This is a genomic window from Streptomyces boninensis, assembly GCF_048572725.1.
GTDB classification, from domain to species: domain Bacteria; phylum Actinomycetota; class Actinomycetes; order Streptomycetales; family Streptomycetaceae; genus Streptomyces; species Streptomyces boninensis.
Genome location: NZ_CP183837.1, coordinates 7,407,636 through 7,422,613 on the forward strand (window position 1 = coordinate 7,407,636; position 14,978 = coordinate 7,422,613).

Annotated in this window: 12 protein-coding genes; 9 read left to right on the forward strand and 3 right to left on the reverse strand. The window is 69.0% G+C overall.

The annotated features are described in order from the left end of the window. Nucleotides 1-35 precede the first annotated feature (35 nt). From ACNNMR_RS33760 to ACNNMR_RS33775, 4 genes are read left to right on the forward strand one after another with little or no spacing between them, the layout of a single operon-like run. On the forward strand, nucleotides 36-2,588 hold the full coding sequence (locus ACNNMR_RS33760) for an ATP-binding protein (RefSeq protein ID WP_419998488.1): 2,553 nt from the start codon (nucleotides 36-38) through the stop codon (nucleotides 2,586-2,588). Nucleotides 2,589-2,634: 46 nt separating this feature from the next. Further along, on the forward strand, nucleotides 2,635-3,321 hold the full coding sequence (locus tag ACNNMR_RS33765) for a response regulator (RefSeq protein ID WP_419998489.1): 687 nt from the start codon (nucleotides 2,635-2,637) through the stop codon (nucleotides 3,319-3,321). Nucleotides 3,322-3,373: 52 nt separating this feature from the next. Continuing rightward, nucleotides 3,374-3,748, forward strand: a complete 375-nt coding sequence (locus ACNNMR_RS33770; protein WP_419998490.1) for an OB-fold nucleic acid binding domain-containing protein — start codon at nucleotides 3,374-3,376, stop codon at nucleotides 3,746-3,748. 3 nt (nucleotides 3,749-3,751) lie between these two features. Then, nucleotides 3,752-4,489, forward strand: coding sequence for a DUF3159 domain-containing protein (locus ACNNMR_RS33775; RefSeq protein ID WP_419998491.1), 738 nt, complete (start codon nucleotides 3,752-3,754; stop codon nucleotides 4,487-4,489). On the opposite strand, the gene ACNNMR_RS33780 is transcribed toward ACNNMR_RS33775, so the two are convergent. After that, complete coding sequence (locus tag ACNNMR_RS33780) at nucleotides 4,486-5,160, reverse strand: potassium channel family protein (protein WP_165239936.1); 675 nt, start codon at nucleotides 5,158-5,160, stop codon at nucleotides 4,486-4,488. The genes ACNNMR_RS33775 and ACNNMR_RS33780 overlap by 4 nt on opposite strands. After that, nucleotides 5,157-5,825 carry a potassium channel family protein gene (locus ACNNMR_RS33785; protein WP_419998492.1) on the reverse strand — a complete coding sequence of 223 codons (669 nt, stop codon included), beginning with the start codon at nucleotides 5,823-5,825 and terminating at the stop codon, nucleotides 5,157-5,159. The genes ACNNMR_RS33780 and ACNNMR_RS33785 overlap by 4 nt, the downstream gene beginning before the upstream one ends. A 167-nt stretch (nucleotides 5,826-5,992) precedes the next feature. On the opposite strand from ACNNMR_RS33785, the gene ACNNMR_RS33790 reads away from it, so the two are divergent. From ACNNMR_RS33790 to ACNNMR_RS33810, 5 genes are all read left to right on the forward strand, one after another. After that, nucleotides 5,993-8,053, forward strand: a complete 2,061-nt coding sequence (locus tag ACNNMR_RS33790; protein ID WP_419998493.1) for an APC family permease — start codon at nucleotides 5,993-5,995, stop codon at nucleotides 8,051-8,053. A gap of 9 nt (nucleotides 8,054-8,062) precedes the next feature. Further along, nucleotides 8,063-9,400, forward strand: a complete 1,338-nt coding sequence (locus ACNNMR_RS33795) for a class I SAM-dependent RNA methyltransferase (protein ID WP_419998494.1) — start codon at nucleotides 8,063-8,065, stop codon at nucleotides 9,398-9,400. A 409-nt stretch (nucleotides 9,401-9,809) separates the two neighbouring features. Then, nucleotides 9,810-10,124 (forward strand): trypco2 family protein, encoded by a 315-nt coding sequence (locus ACNNMR_RS33800; protein WP_419998495.1) that lies wholly within the window; start codon nucleotides 9,810-9,812, stop codon nucleotides 10,122-10,124. Nucleotides 10,125-10,289: 165 nt separating this feature from the next. Continuing rightward, nucleotides 10,290-10,589: a transposase gene (locus ACNNMR_RS33805; RefSeq protein ID WP_419992670.1), complete on the forward strand. Its 300-nt coding sequence runs from the start codon at nucleotides 10,290-10,292 to the stop codon at nucleotides 10,587-10,589. Then, nucleotides 10,586-11,461: an IS3 family transposase gene (locus tag ACNNMR_RS33810; RefSeq protein WP_419992669.1), complete on the forward strand. Its 876-nt coding sequence runs from the start codon at nucleotides 10,586-10,588 to the stop codon at nucleotides 11,459-11,461. Before ACNNMR_RS33805 ends, ACNNMR_RS33810 begins: the two co-directional genes overlap by 4 nt. 240 nt (nucleotides 11,462-11,701) lie before the next feature. Here ACNNMR_RS33810 and ACNNMR_RS33815 read toward each other — a convergent pair whose 3' ends face one another. Then, nucleotides 11,702-14,935, reverse strand: coding sequence for a type ISP restriction/modification enzyme (locus ACNNMR_RS33815; protein ID WP_419998496.1), 3,234 nt, complete (start codon nucleotides 14,933-14,935; stop codon nucleotides 11,702-11,704). Between the last annotated feature and the right edge of the window lie 43 nt (nucleotides 14,936-14,978).

Here is a 14,978-nt window from a genome sequence, read left to right on the forward strand (position 1 = left end):
CGCTTTGCCCTATTGGTTCGCCGTACGCTCGTCTCATGGGACGTGGACGGCTGCGCATATACCTGGGCTCGGCGCCGGGTGTGGGGAAGACCTACGCCATGCTGTCCGAGGCGCACCGGCGCGTGGAGCGGGGCACGGATGTCGTCGTCGGCTTCGTCGAGTGCCACCAGCGGCCGCGGACCGAGGTCATGCTGCACGGCCTGGAGCAGATACCCCGCAGGACCATCGGCTACCGCGACTCCGGCTTCGAGGAGATGGACGTCGACGCGGTGCTGGCCCGCCGCCCCGAGGTCGCGCTGGTGGACGAGCTGGCGCACACCAACGTCCCGGGCTCCCGTAACGACAAGCGCTGGCAGGACGTCAAGGAGCTGCTGGCCGCCGGCATCGACGTCGTCTCCACCGTCAACATCCAGCACCTGGAGTCCCTCGGCGATGTGGTCGAGAACATCACCGGCGTGCGGCAGCGGGAGACCGTGCCCGACGAGGTGGTGCGCAAGGCCGACCAGATAGAGCTGGTCGACATGTCGCCACAGGCGCTCCGCCGCCGCATGGCGCACGGCAACATCTACCGCCCGGACCGCATCGACGCCGCCCTGTCGAACTACTTCCGCCCCGGCAACCTCACCGCCCTCCGCGAGCTCGCGCTCCTCTGGGTCGCCGACCGGGTCGACGACTACCTGCGCGAATACCGCAGCGAGCACCGCATCCGCGACACCTGGCAGGCCCGCGAGCGCATCGTCGTCGGCCTTACGGGCGGCCCCGAGGGCCGCACCCTCATCCGCCGCGCCGCCCGCCTCGCCACCAAGGGCGCGGGCGGCGAGGTCCTCGCCGTGTACATCTCCCGCAGCGACGGCCTGTCCGCGGCCTCCCCCAAGGAGCTGGCCGTCCAGCAGACCCTCGTCGAGGACCTCGGCGGCACCTTCCACCAGGTCATAGGCGAGAGCATCCCGGACGCGCTGCTGGAGTTCGCGCGCGGCGTCAACGCCACCCAGATCGTGCTCGGCTCCAGCCGCCGCAAGGCCTGGCAGTACATCTTCGGACCGGGCGTCGGCGCCACCGTGGCCCGCGACTCAGGGCCCGACCTGGACGTGCACATCGTCACCCACGACGAGGTCGGCGCCGGGCGCGGGCTGCCGATCGCGCGCGGCGCCCGGCTCGGTCGCGGGCGAGCCCTGGCCGGCTGGGCGGTCGGGCTGCCGGGCGCGGCGCTGCTGACCTATCTGCTGACCCTCGCCGACCCGCAGACGGGGCTGGCGAACACCGTCCTGCTGTTCCTGTGCCTGACCGTGGCGGCGGCGCTCCTCGGCGGCATGCTGCCCGCGCTGGCCTCGGCCGCGTTCGGCTCGCTGCTGCTGAACTACTACTTCATGCCGCCCACCCACCAGTGGACGATCAACGACCCCAAGAACATCGTCGCCGTCTGCATCTTCTTCGGCGTCGCCGTCTCCGTTGCGTCCGTGGTCGACCTCGCCGCCCGGCGTACGCACCAGGCCGCCCGGCTGCGCGCCGAGGCCGAGATCCTGTCGTACCTCGCGGGCAGTGTGCTGCGCGGCGAGACGTCCCTGGAGGCGCTGCTGGAGCGGGTCAGGGAGACGTTCGCGATGGAGTCGGTGGCGCTCTTCGAGCGGGACGGCGACGGCGGCGACGCGTGGACCTGCGCGGGCCGGGCCGGGACCGTGCCCGAGCAGCTCGTACGGCCCGACGACGCCGACGTCGACATGCCCGTAGGGGATCACCTCGCGCTCGCCCTCACCGGCCGCAAGCTGCCCGCCGCCGACCGGCGCGTCCTCGGCGCCTTCGCCGCCCAGGCCGCCACCGTCCTGGACCGGCAGCGGCTCGCCGCGCAGGCCACCGAGGCCCGCAAGCTCGCCGAGGGCAACCGCATCCGCACCGCCCTCCTCGCCGCCGTCAGCCACGACCTGCGCACCCCGCTCGCCGCCATCAAGGCCGCCGTCAGCTCCCTGCGCTCCGACGACGTGGCCTGGTCCCAGGAGGACGAGGCCGAGCTGCTGGAGTCCATCGAGCAGGGCGCGGACCGGCTCGACGCCCTCGTCGGCAATCTGCTCGACATGTCGCGGCTGCAGACCGGCACCGTACGGCCGCTGGTGCGCGCCATCGATGTGGACGAGGTGGTGCCGAAGGCCCTGGTAGGGGTGCCGGAGGGCAGCGTCGTCCTGGACATCCCGGAGACGCTGCCGATGGTCTCCGTCGACCCCGGCCTGCTGGAGCGCAGCGTCGCCAATGTGGTCGAGAACGCCGTCAAGTACAGCGCCGCCGACGAGCCCGTCCTGGTCCGCGCCAGCGCCCTCGGCACCCGCGTGGAGCTGCGGGTCGTCGACCGCGGGCCCGGGGTGCCCGACGACGAGAAGGACCGCATCTTCGAGCCCTTCCAGCGCTACGGTGATGCCCCCCGGGGGGCGGGCGTCGGCCTCGGCCTCGCCGTGGCGCGCGGCTTCGCCGAGGCCATGGAGGGCACCCTGGTCGCGGAGGACACCCCCGGCGGCGGCCTGACCATGGTGCTGACGCTCCCGGTGGCCGCCACCGCACCCCCGGCCCCCGCGGACCTCCCGGCCCAGGCCACGACATAGCGACGCGACCTACCCCCGCTTCCGTAAACGCAGAAAGGCAGGTGCCATGCACCGGGTCCTGGTGGTCGACGACGAGCCGCAGATCGTGCGTGCCCTCGTCATCAACCTCAAGGCGCGCAAGTACGAGGTCGACGCCGCCCACGACGGCGCCACCGCCCTCCAGCTCGCCGCCGACCGCCATCCGGACGTGGTCGTCCTCGACCTCGGCCTGCCCGACATGGACGGCGTCGACGTCATCCGCGGCATCCGCGGCTGGACCCGCGTGCCCATCCTGGTCCTGTCCGCCCGGCACTCCTCGGACGAGAAGGTCGAGGCCCTGGACGCGGGCGCCGACGACTACGTCACCAAGCCCTTCGGCATGGACGAGCTGCTGGCCCGGCTGCGGGCCGCCGTCCGCCGCGCCGAGCCGGGCGCCTCCGACGGCGGCGACGTCTCCATCGTCAAGACCGAGGCCTTCACCGTCGACCTCGCGGCGAAGAAGGTGCAGCGCGACGGCCGCGATGTGCGGCTGACCCCGACCGAGTGGCATCTGCTGGAGGTGCTGGTACGGAATTCCGGCCGCCTGGTCGCCCAGAAGCAGCTCCTGAAGGAGGTCTGGGGCCCGTCGTACGGCACCGAGACGAACTATCTGCGGGTCTACATGGCCCAGCTGCGCCGCAAGCTGGAGGCCGACCCCGCACACCCGCGCCATTTCGTCACCGAACCGGGCATGGGATACCGGTTCGAGCCCTGAGGCGGCAGGCGGCCGTGGCCGTCCGTCCACCCGGAACCGGTACCCTGCCCGCATGAGTACGGGCCGTTTCCGCAAGTTCCTCGACCGCATCGCCGCCTCCGGTGCGCAGGAGGACGGCGACACGCTGCCCCAGGAGCCGGCCGAGGAGGCCGCGACCGAGATCCGGTACTGCCAGGACCGACAGGTCGTCCGGGTCATCGGCGTGCTGCGCACGGTGCGCATGCAGCCGCGGGCCGGCACCCCGGCGCTGCAGGCGGAGCTCTTCGACGGCACCGACTCGCTCGACGTGGTCTGGCTCGGCCGCCGCTCCATCGCGGGCATCGAGCCGGGCCGGCGGATGAGCGCCTCCGGCCGGATCGCGATGAGCCACGGGCGGCGCGTGCTGTTCAACCCGAAGTACGAACTGCGACCCACCGGACAGGAGTAGCGGGTGACGTCCCTCGACAAGCAGCAGCCGGCCACCGGGGAGGCCTCCGAGCAGGAGGCCCCGTCCCAGGACGGGCAGGCGGCGGCGAAGACCGCCCTGCTGGAGGCGTTCGGCGGGGTCCGCGGCATGATCGACACGACCGTCCCCGGACTGGTCTTCGTCGTGCTCTACACGATCAAGCGGGACATCCAGTTCGCCGCGCTCATCTCGCTCGGTCTGACGGTCGCCCTCGCGCTGATCCGGCTGGCGCAGCGGGACACCCTCAAGCACGCCTTCAGCGGCGTCTTCGGGGTGGCGTTCGGCGCGGTCTTCGCGATGATGTCCGGCAACGCCAAGGACTTCTACCTGCCCGGCATGCTCTACACGCTGGGCCTGGCGGTCGCGTACATCCTCTCCGCGATCTTCCGCTTCCCGCTGATCGGCGTCCTGCTCGGCCCGATCCTGAAGGAGAACCTCTCCTGGCGGACCCGCAATCCGGGGCGCTTCACGGCGTACACCAAGGCCACCTGGGCGTGGGGTCTGATCCTGCTGGGGAAGTCGGCGATCCTCTTCCCGATCTACTGGTGGGGCGATGTCACGCAGCTCGGCTGGATCAAGGTGGCGCTGGGTGTGCCGCCGTTCCTGCTGTGCGTCTACCTGACCTGGATCTTCCTGGCCAAGGCCCCCGCCCCCATCGACGTCATCGCGGAGATGGAGGCGGAGGAGAAGGCGCAGGAGGAGCGGGAGAACGCGGAGCGTTAGACGTCGGCCTCGCGCCGGACCGACAGGAGCTCTTCCAACTGCTCCTCCCGGGCCTGCGCGGCCACGAACAGCAGCTCATCGCCGGCTTCCAGGGTGTCCTCGCCCTTCGGCGTGAGCACTCGGCTGCCACGAATGATGGTCACCAGGCTGGTGTCCTCCGGCCAGGAGACATCCCCGACCAGCGTCCCCGTCAGCGCGGACTCCTCGGGGAGCGTGAGCTCCACGAGATTCGCGTCGCCGTGGCTGAAGCGCAGCAGCCGTACGAGATCGCCGACGCTCACGGCCTCCTCGACCAGCGCCGACATCAGGCGCGGCGTGGATACGGCGACGTCGACGCCCCAGGCTTCGTTGTAGAGCCATTCGTTACGGGGGTTGTTCACGCGGGCGACCACCCGCGGCACCCCGTACTCGGTCTTGGCCAGCAGCGATACGACGAGATTGACCTTGTCGTCACCCGTAGCGGCGATGACGACATTGCAGCGCTGCAGCGCTGCCTCGTCCAGCGAGGTGATCTCGCAGGCGTCCGCCAGCAGCCACTCGGCGCGCGGCACCCGCTCGACCGAGATCGCGGCCGGGGTCTTGTCGATGAGGAGAACCTCGTGGCCGTTCTCCAGCAGCTCGCCCGCGATCGAGCGGCCCACGGCGCCCGCTCCCGCAATCGCGACCCTCATCGCTGTGCCTCCTCAGGCCCCTTGGCGAACGCGGCCTCGACCTGATCGACCTCGTTGCTCCGCATCATCACATGCACGAGGTCGCCCTCCTGCAGCACCGTCTTCGACGTCGGCAGCATGGCCTCGCCCTGGCGGGTGATGAAGGCCACCCGTACGCCCGTCTCCTCCTGGAGCTCGGCGACGCGGTGCCCGATCCAGGCCGGCGACGGGTGCACCTCGGCCAGTTCCAGGCGGCCGCTGGGGTCGCGCCACAGCGGCTCGGCGCCGGACGGCAGCAGCCGGCGCAGCATCTGGTCCGCGGTCCAGCGGACCGTGGCCACGGTGGGGATGCCGAGCCGCTGGTAGACCTCGGCGCGGCGGGGGTCGTAGATGCGCGCGGCGACGTTCTTGACGTTGAACATCTCGCGCGCCACCCGGGCCGCGATGATGTTGGAGTTGTCGCCGCTGGAGACGGCCGCGAAGGCGCCCGCCTCCTCGATCCCGGCCTCCTTCAGGGTGTCCTGGTCGAAGCCGATGCCGGTCACCCGGCGGCCGCCGAAGGAGGACCCGAGCCGGCGGAAGGCGGTCGGATCCCGGTCGATGACAGCGACCGTGTGGCCTTGCTGCTCCAGGGTCCGCGCCAGGGTCGACCCGACCCGGCCGCAGCCCATGATGACGATGTGCACGCCCGTCCCTCCAGGCCATCCATGCTTGTCCGCTCAAGCTACACACCCGGACGGCCCTGCGGCACCCCGGGTATCCGCCCGGCGCGGCCGATAACGACCTGATGCACGAATGGTCACACGAGCGGGTGTGTTTCCGGTGAGGGGTCTTGCCGGAATACGATCGGCGCGTGTCCAAACTGACCGACCTTCCGAAGCGGATACTGATCGGCGACCCGCTCCGCAGCGATCGCCTCGGTGAAACGCTTCTCCCCAAGCGCATCGCGCTGCCCGTCTTCGCCTCAGACCCCCTCTCCTCGGTGGCGTACGCCCCTGGTGAGGTGCTGATGGTGCTGTCGGTCGCGGGCTTCTCCGCGTACCACTTCAGCCCCTGGATCGCGGTCGCGGTCGTGGTGCTGATGTTCACCGTGGTCGCGTCCTACCGCCAGAACGTGCACGCCTACCCCTCCGGCGGCGGCGACTACGAGGTGGCCAACACCAACCTCGGCCCGCGCGCCGGACGCACGGTGGCGGCCGCGCTGCTGGTCGACTACGTCCTGACGGTGTCCGTGTCGGTGGCCTCGGGCGTGGAGAACCTCGGCTCGGCGATCCCGTTCGTCTCCGAGAACAAGATCGGTGTGGCGCTCGCCATCATCGCGCTGCTGACGATGATGAACCTGCGGGGCGTGAAGGAGTCGGGCAAGATCTTCGCGATCCCGACCTACGTCTTCGTGGTCGGCGTCCTCGCCACCATCGCGGTGGGCATCTTCAAGGCGACGGTCCTGGACACGGACATGCGGGCCCCCTCCGCCGCGTACGAGGTGGTCGCCGAGCACTCCGACCTCACCGGCTTCGCGCTGGTCTTCCTGCTGCTACGGGCCTTCTCCTCCGGCTGTGCGGCGCTCACCGGCGTCGAGGCGATCTCCAACGGCGTCCCGGCGTTCCGTAAGCCGAAGTCGAAGAACGCGGCCTCCACGCTCGCCCTCATGGGCGGCCTGGCGGTGACGATGTTCTGCGGCATCATCGGCCTCGCGATGACCACCGACGTGAAAATGGCCGAAAACCCGGCCAAGGACATCCTGATCAACGGCGAGGCGGCCGGCGGCGGCTACCACCAGGACCCGGTGATCGCCCAGGTCACCGCGGCCGTCTTCGGCGACGGCACGATCGCCTTCGTCATCCTGGCCGCCGCCACCGCGCTGGTTCTCTTCCTCGCCGCGAACACCGCGTACAACGGCTTCCCGGTGCTCGGCTCGATCCTCGCGCAGGACCGCTACCTGCCGCGCCAGCTGCACACCCGCGGCGACCGCCTCGCCTTCTCCAACGGCGTCGTGCTGCTGGCGATCTTCGCGGCCGTGCTGGTGTGGGTCTACCAGGCCGACTCCACGAAGCTGATCCAGCTCTACATCGTCGGCGTCTTCGTCTCCTTCACCCTCAGCCAGACCGGCATGGTCCGGCACTGGAACCGCCACCTGCGCACCGAGACCGACCCGGCCGCCCGCCGCCGCATGATCCGCTCCCGCGCGATCAACGCCTTCGGCGCCTTCTTCACCGGTCTGGTACTGGTCGTCGTGCTGCTGACGAAGTTCACCCACGGCGCCTGGGTCGCGGTCCTCGGCATGGTCTTCTTCTACGGCGTGATGACCGGCATCCGCCGCCACTACGACCGCGTCTCGGAGGAGCTCGCGGTCGCGGACGAGAAGGGCGACGACGTCATCCGCCCCGCCCGCGTCCACTCCATCGTCCTGGTCTCCAAGATCCACCGGCCGACGCTGCGGGCGCTGGCGTACGCGAAGCTGATGCGCTCCGACACCCTCGAAGCCGTCAGCATCAACGTCGACCTGCACGAGACGAAGGCGCTGCAGCGGGAGTGGCTGGACCGGGGCATCGACGTGCCGCTGACGGTGCTGGACTCCCCGTACCGCGAGATCACCCGGCCCTTCATCGACTACGTGAAGGGTCTGCGCCGGGAGAGCCCGCGGGACGTCGTCAGCGTCTACATCCCGGAGTACGTGGTGGGCCGCTGGTACGAGCACGTGCTGCACAACCAGTCGGCCTTCCGCCTGAAGGCCCGGCTGCTGTTCACCCCCGGCGTGATGGTGACCTCCGTCCCGTACCAGCTGGAGTCCTCCGAGCGCGCCAAGGTCCGCGCCCGCAAGCGCGCCGAGTGGAACGCCCCCGGCTCGGTCCGCCGCGGCCCCGCGGCCCCGGCGAAGCCCGCCAAGGGAGAGAAGAGCTCCACGAAGAAGTAGGCTGGCGCGGTGTCAGCACAAGGCGAAATCGGTGGAACGTCCCTGGTCGGGACGGAGTACGAGGTCGAGGTCGGCCCGGTGGCCCACGGCGGCCACTGCATCGCGCGCAATGACGAGGGCCGCGTCCTCTTCGTGCGCCACACGCTCCCGGGCGAGCGGGTGCTCGCGCGGGTGACGGAGGGCGAGGCGGACTCCCGCTTCCTGCGCGCGGACGCGGTGGAGGTGCTGTCGCCCTCGAAGGACCGCATCGAGGCCCCGTGCCCGTACGCGGGCCCCGGCCAATGCGGCGGCTGCGACTGGCAGCACGCCAAGCCCGGCGCCCAGCGGCGCATGAAGGGCGAGGTGATCGCCGAACAGCTCCAGCGCCTCGCGAAGCTGACGCCGGAAGACGTCGGCTGGGACGGCACGGTGGAGCCGGCGCCCGGCGACAAGCTGCCGACTGGGGTGGTGCCGCCTTGGCGGACGCGGGTCACGTACGCGATTGATGACGAGGGCCACGCGGGGCTGCGGAAGCATCGCTCGCATGAGGTGCAGCGGATCGATCACTGCTTGATCGCGGCTACGGAGGTCTCGGAGCTGGGGGTCGAGCGGCACGACTGGCCGGGTGTCGACACGGTGGAGGCCATCGCGGCGACGGGCTCGGCGGACCGCCAGGTGGTGCTGACCCCGAAGCCGGGGGAGCGGCTGCCGATCGTCTCGCTCGACCGCCCGGTCTCGGTGCTGCGGATCCACGAGCGAGACGGCAGCGTGCACCGCGTCCACGGCCGCCCGTTCGTACGGGAGCGGGTCGCGGAGCGCACGTACCGCGTGGGCGGCGCCGGCTTCTGGCAGGTCCACCCGAAGGCGCCGGAGGTCCTGACTCAGGCCGTGATGACGGCCCTGATGCCGAAGAAGGGCGACATGGCCCTGGACCTGTACTGCGGCGTGGGCCTTTTCACGGCGCCGCTGGCGGAACGGGTCGGCGAGGCGGGCGCGGTGCTGGGCATCGAGTCCTCGAAGCGCGCGGTCGAGGACGCCCGCCACAACCTGGGGGACCTGGACCGGGTGCGGATCGAGCACGGCAAGGTGGACCGGGTGCTGCCGCGTACGGGCATCACGGATTGCGACTTGGTGGTGCTGGACCCGCCGCGCGCGGGGGCGGGGCGCGAGACGGTACGGCAGGTGGCGGCACTCGGCCCGCGGCGGCTCGCGTACGTGGCGTGCGACCCGGCGGCGCTGGCGCGCGACCTGGCGTACTTCAGGGAGGAGGGCTATGCGGTGAAGTGGCTGCGGGCCTTCGATCTCTTTCCGATGACGCACCATGTGGAGTGCGTGGCGGCGCTTGTTCCTTCGGAGAAGGGTCGCTGACCTGCAATTTCACTAGTGCGCATTACGTGCCGTGTGGGCGTTACGGGCGATATCCTGACGCTGAAATGATGCTCATTTGACGCTCGTTCTGATGGGGTGCCAGGCGTCTTGTTGGGCAGGTCAAGCCCTCTCAGGGGGCGTATGCCGATGGAGTATCGAGGGTAGGTGACGCTCTGCGTGGAGCTGCTGGCTCGTCGACCGCAGGCTCGGGCTCGCCCAGGATCAGGGGTCGGGAGTTCGCCCGTACCGTGTCCGTAACTCGGTTGCTCTTCTTGCTATCGGTGCCCCTGCGGAGTTGGCGGGGCATGACGTGGTTGGGCAAACTGCTGCGGAGTCAGCGGCTGCAGACGGCCATTGGTGAGCAGATTCGAAGCGGCAAGGCCGCTTCGATAGATGAGGGCGGGGCAGGGTGGCGGAGATCGGGCTGGCTGCAGCAATTGAGGAGCTGCGGCAGGAGCTGTACGCGGCCCAGGGGGCGGGCGCGGGGCAGCAGTTCGCCTTTGAGATTGAGACAGCCCAACTCGAGTTGCTGTTGGAGCTACGCAACGAGGGCCGTGGGGAGGGGAAGCTGACGTTCGGCGTGGCCACCGTAAGTGCCAGCGGCTCGACCGGGGCGATGCGGACACACAAGCTAACCCTCGTGTTGAAGGTCAAAGATCGGGCTATCGGTGGCGGGAGGGCTGAGGTCAGTGCCGACGAGACCGGCTCCTGGGGTGAGGATTGACGGTAACCCAGGGTGACTGATCAAGGTATGGGTTGAGACAACTGCATGGACGAGTACAGGCTTACAGATGTCCGCTGCGATGGCACCGGCCGTGGGCTTGATTCGCTTTGACGGACATCCGAGATCAGGGGTCACGGCCCCGGAAGGATGTCCACCATGGAGAGCATGGGGAAGAAGAAGCCGCGTCCCAGGCGCTCGTTCACGCCGGAGTTCAAGGCCGAGATCGTCGAGCTGTGCCGGCGAGGCGACCGCTCGGTCGGCCAGGTGGCCAAGGACTTCGATCTGACCGAGACCGCGGTGCGTTTGTGGGTCAGCCAGGCCAAGGTCGATGGCGGTGAGGAGCCGGGGCTGACCAGCGATGAACGGGTGGAGCTGGCCCGGTTGCGGCAGGAGAATCGTCGGTTGCGGCAGGACGTGGATGTCCTCAAGCGGGCGACGGCTTTCTTCGCGAACGAGACCCGGTGACGGTGCATCCGTTCATCGAGGCGGAGAAGCAGGCAGGTCACAGCGTCAAGCGGGCGTGTGAACTGCTGAAGGTCTCGCGTGCCGCCTTCTACGCCCGCCGCGCGGGCAGTCGTTGCCCGCGCCGGCAGCAGGACGACGAGCTGGCCGACCAGATCGCCGCGGTGCATGCCCATTCCCGCGGCGCCTACGGCTCCCCGCGCGTCCACGCCGCGCTGCGGCGAGAGGGCGTGCGGTGCGGCCGGCGTCGCGTGGCACGGCTGATGCGTCAGGCCGGGCTCTTGGGCCGGTGCCGCGGACGCCGTGTCCGCACCACGGTCCAGGACCCGCACGCGAGAAGGCGACCGGACCTGGTTCAGCGCGACTTCGCCACCGCGACTCGGCTCGATGCCCGCTGGTGCGGCGACATCACCTACATCCCCACCGATCAGGGCTGGCTCTACCTGGCCACCGTGATCGACATCGCCTCGCGGAAGGTCGTCGGCTGGGCAACGGCCGACCATTTGCGCACCTCGTTGGTCACCGACGCGCTGCTGGCGGCCTGCCGCGGCCGTCGCCCGGGGCGAGGGCTGATCTTTCATGCGGATCGCGGCTGCCAGTACACCAGTCGTGAATTCGCCGAGGTGGCAGAGGGTTTCGGGATCCGGCTGTCAACCGGGCGGACCGGGGTGTGCTGGGACAATGCCCTGGCCGAGTCGTTCTTCGCTACCCTCAAGCGCGAGCTGGGCGCCGGCGGCCCGCAGATCTGGCCCAGCCGCGCCGTCGCCCACTCAGCGATCTTCGACTTCATCGAGGGCTGGTACAACCCGCGCCGTCTGCACAGCAGCCTCGGCTACCGCAGCCCCGCCGAATACGAAGCCGCCCTCGCGGCCTGACCGACACAGCCACCGTGTCCGTCAAACCGGAGCAAGCTCACCTTGGACGAGCTTAGACCGCACCTCAAGGGATGGGACCCCCAAGGACCGGAACGGCATGGTTGAGGATGCGACAGCCTGGTGGCACGGGGAGCCTGCGGGCTGATCTGGACACAAGGGCATGGCACGGCCGTTGAGAACTTCGTCCGCAAGAGCTTCAACGACCAGCGCGCGCGAGGGCGATGCGATTCCGAAGGGGTGTCAGTTAGGGAAGTCGAGGCTCTCCTGCCCAGTTCCAGGGGTGCGCCGAGACTTCCGCGGGGGCTTGGGTTCCTTGGTCGCATAGGCCGGCACAGGCAAGATCCCCTCGCTCCGGAGGTCGTGGATGGTGATGAGCGGACCACTGCTCACGGCGTCCAGGAGCTGGGCCTGTCGCGGTTCGAGGGCTATGAGGAGCCCGAGTGCGTTGATGAGATCCAGTAGTTCGACGGTCCACCGAGCAGGCCAGGTCGGAGGCAGGATGTCGTTCAATGGGGTCTGCCGTTCCACGTCTGGCTTGCTCTTGCGGAAGCTGAACCACTTGCGGATCACCTGCACCCCACCGATCCGATAGTCCCAGACTTCCGGCGCCACCGGACGTATGTAGCCCGCGCCCGCAGTGAGGGTTCGTGTGGACGCGTCGTAGGAGATGTCCTCAGGTAAACCGTCCTCCTCTCCGATCACGGCGACGCATTTCGGTTGCTCCTCCGGGGGAAGCCTCGGGGTCGATCCAGGCGAACTGTCGTTGTGGGCGGCGAAGCGCTGGCCGTACGTGTGGATCCACACCGTGCGCCTGCCCACTTCCACGACCTCCGCCCATAGAGCCGGGTCGCGCGTTATAGGGACACGGGCACCCCGCTCGGCGAGGTTCGCAGCGAAGCGGCGGGTGTAGCCGCTGTGGCCGGCTATTCCCGCGATGTACGTGAAGAGGTCCTCGGCGGTGACCGTCACGCCGTGCGCCTTGGTGAGCAGCCGCAGCAGGCCAGGGGTCACGTTTGGTTCAGCCTGGTGGGGGTGGCGGTAGAGAGGGGCGACGCGGCCGCCTTCGGTGCCTTTGAAGTGGTGCATGTCGGGAAGCAGAGCAGTGAACGCGACCGCCGGGCCAGCGCGTCCCGACTCCGTATGAAGCTCGGAGAGGTAGATCTGGCGTCGGTCGTTGTGGGCGAACCATAAGGCCGGCCGCGGAAAGTCGATCACTCGCCTGTCCGCGATGATGTACTGCCTGTCGAAGGTCATCCGGCCGTAGGGAACGATGACCGGCACTGTCTCCTTCTCCGCAGCAAGGCTGTCCCTTTCTTGCTGGCCGGGCAGTGGTGGTTCCGGCTTGTCCGGTCGGCGGTCTCTGGTGGATTTCAGCAGTGCGGCCTTGTCCTCCGCAGGGGCTTGGACGAGCCTGCGCCATCGGCTCTCCAGGACGTCCCGGCTGGGTGAGACGGGCCAGTTGCGGTTGTTCTTGTTGCCGGAGCTCGTCCAGGGCAGCAGCGCGTCCACCGGTGGCATTGCCGACCACTTGGAGTCGGACATGACGTGAAAAGGCGCGGTCCACTCTGTGGGGGACAGCTGCCAGGAGGCCCCGTCGCGATGGCCGCCGAGGCCAAGCCCTTCCAGCCAGTCGAACTTCTCCTCGCGTGTGCCCGCGGGGACGTCGAGTCGCCAGACCTGCGCTGGTGTACCCGTGTCCGGGGCGCCATGGCGGACGAAGACGGCGATGCAGATCTCCCGCTTAACTCCTTGGAAGACGCGGGTGCGCGTGTCGGAGAAGGCGCCCTCGGGGGAAAGACCGATGACCCAGCCCTCGTCGGCGGCCTCGCGCAGGTAGTGACGCATGCCGGCCGAGCCCTCACTGTCCAGGTATCCGGAGTTGGTGATGAGGGCGACGATCCCACTGGGGGACTGCGGCGCTCCCGAGGCGGTCAACTGGTCGAAGACCTTCCATGTGGACCACGCCCAGAAGTAGACGTAGAGGTTGTCGAGGGCGTATCCGACGCGGCCGTTGTCCTCTGGGTGGAAACGAGCGAGGATCGGGCCCTGGCCGTTCGGGTTACCTTCGGTGACCCAGCGTCCGACGCCCGATTGTCTCGCGCCCCGCAGGTAGGGCGGGTTGCCGATGACCACCATGACCCTCTCGTCCGCCTTGATCTTGTTCGCCATTCGGCGGTGGCGGGCGATCGCCTCGTACATGAAGCCCAGGTGGTGTTCGATGGCGGGGTCATCGAGTGTGTCGGCCACCAGGAGCCTCGGCGGGCGGCGTGTGACGTCGGCGTCGTGGGACCGGAAGGCGTGGTGCACACGGAGTTCGGCCACTGCGTATGGCCCGGTCTGTTTCTCCAGCCCGACCAGCCGGTTCGAGAGTTCCTGGAGAAGCCCAGACTTGAGCGTCCTGCCGTACTTCAGTGACAGGGACTTAGCGACGTGGTCGATGATGTTGATGAGGAAGGTCCCTGTGCCCATGGCCGGATCGACGACGGTGACGTCCTCGCTTCCGTACCCGTCCTCCTGGCCGAGCCGGTCACGCAGCACCTCGTCTGTGAAGCCGACCATGAAGCGGACAACCTCGCCGGCCGTGTAGTACGTACCCGTCCTGCGTCGCAGTTCCGGGTCGTAGGCGCTCAGAAAGCCCTCGTACAGGTGGAGGTAGGCGTCTCCGGTCGCGTCCTTGAACATCTCGGGGTCGACGGCCGATATGACGTCGATCAACGGGTCGATGATGCCCCTCAGATCGTCGAGGGCGTCGTCCGTCAGCACCGCCAGCGCCTTGCCCATCAAGGAATGCCGCTTGCCCAGTCGGATCGCGACCTCGGGGAGCGTGAGCCTGCTCAGATCAATGTGTTCAAGACGAGCCAGCAGCATGGCAAACGTCAGCGTCTGACTGTATTGGTCCGCGAACTCCTCCGGGCGAGCATCGGGAAAGAGCAGGTCCTTCCAGTTGTCAGCCAAGATCGAGAACGCAACGTCCGCCTCCCCGTGCTCCTCGCGGGTGAGACGTTCGGTGACCTCGTCGCGCAGCAGGGCGCAGATTCTCGCGATGCGCCTGACCAGTTCGTCGATGCTGCCGTGGTCGATGGGTGCCGGCATGAAGAAGTGCGTGAGGGCGCGCTCGAACCCGGTGTCCAGGGTGATGAGTTGCTGGCTACCGGACTCCAGGTCTCCAACCAGGATTCCGGTTGGGCCGACTTGTACACCGAAGCGGTAGACCGCCCACTGATATCCGTCGGTGTACAGCACGTTGTGGAGAGCCTTGATCTTCTCCCACTGCTTCCGGTCGTGGGTCTTCATCGACCACTTTTCCGGGTCGGCGCCTGATCCGGGCTGCTTCAGTTCGACGTGCCCTATGGTCCTGCCGCCGCAGGAGATGGCGAAGTCGGGTCGTATCCCGAGTTCCTTGACACGACTCTGACCGTGGGCGATGAGCTTGAGGCGCTGCCGGGAGGCCATACCGCGCAGCAGCTGTTCCACGGGCGCGGTGAGGCTGTCCTCTCTACTGCTGACCGCCCCAGAG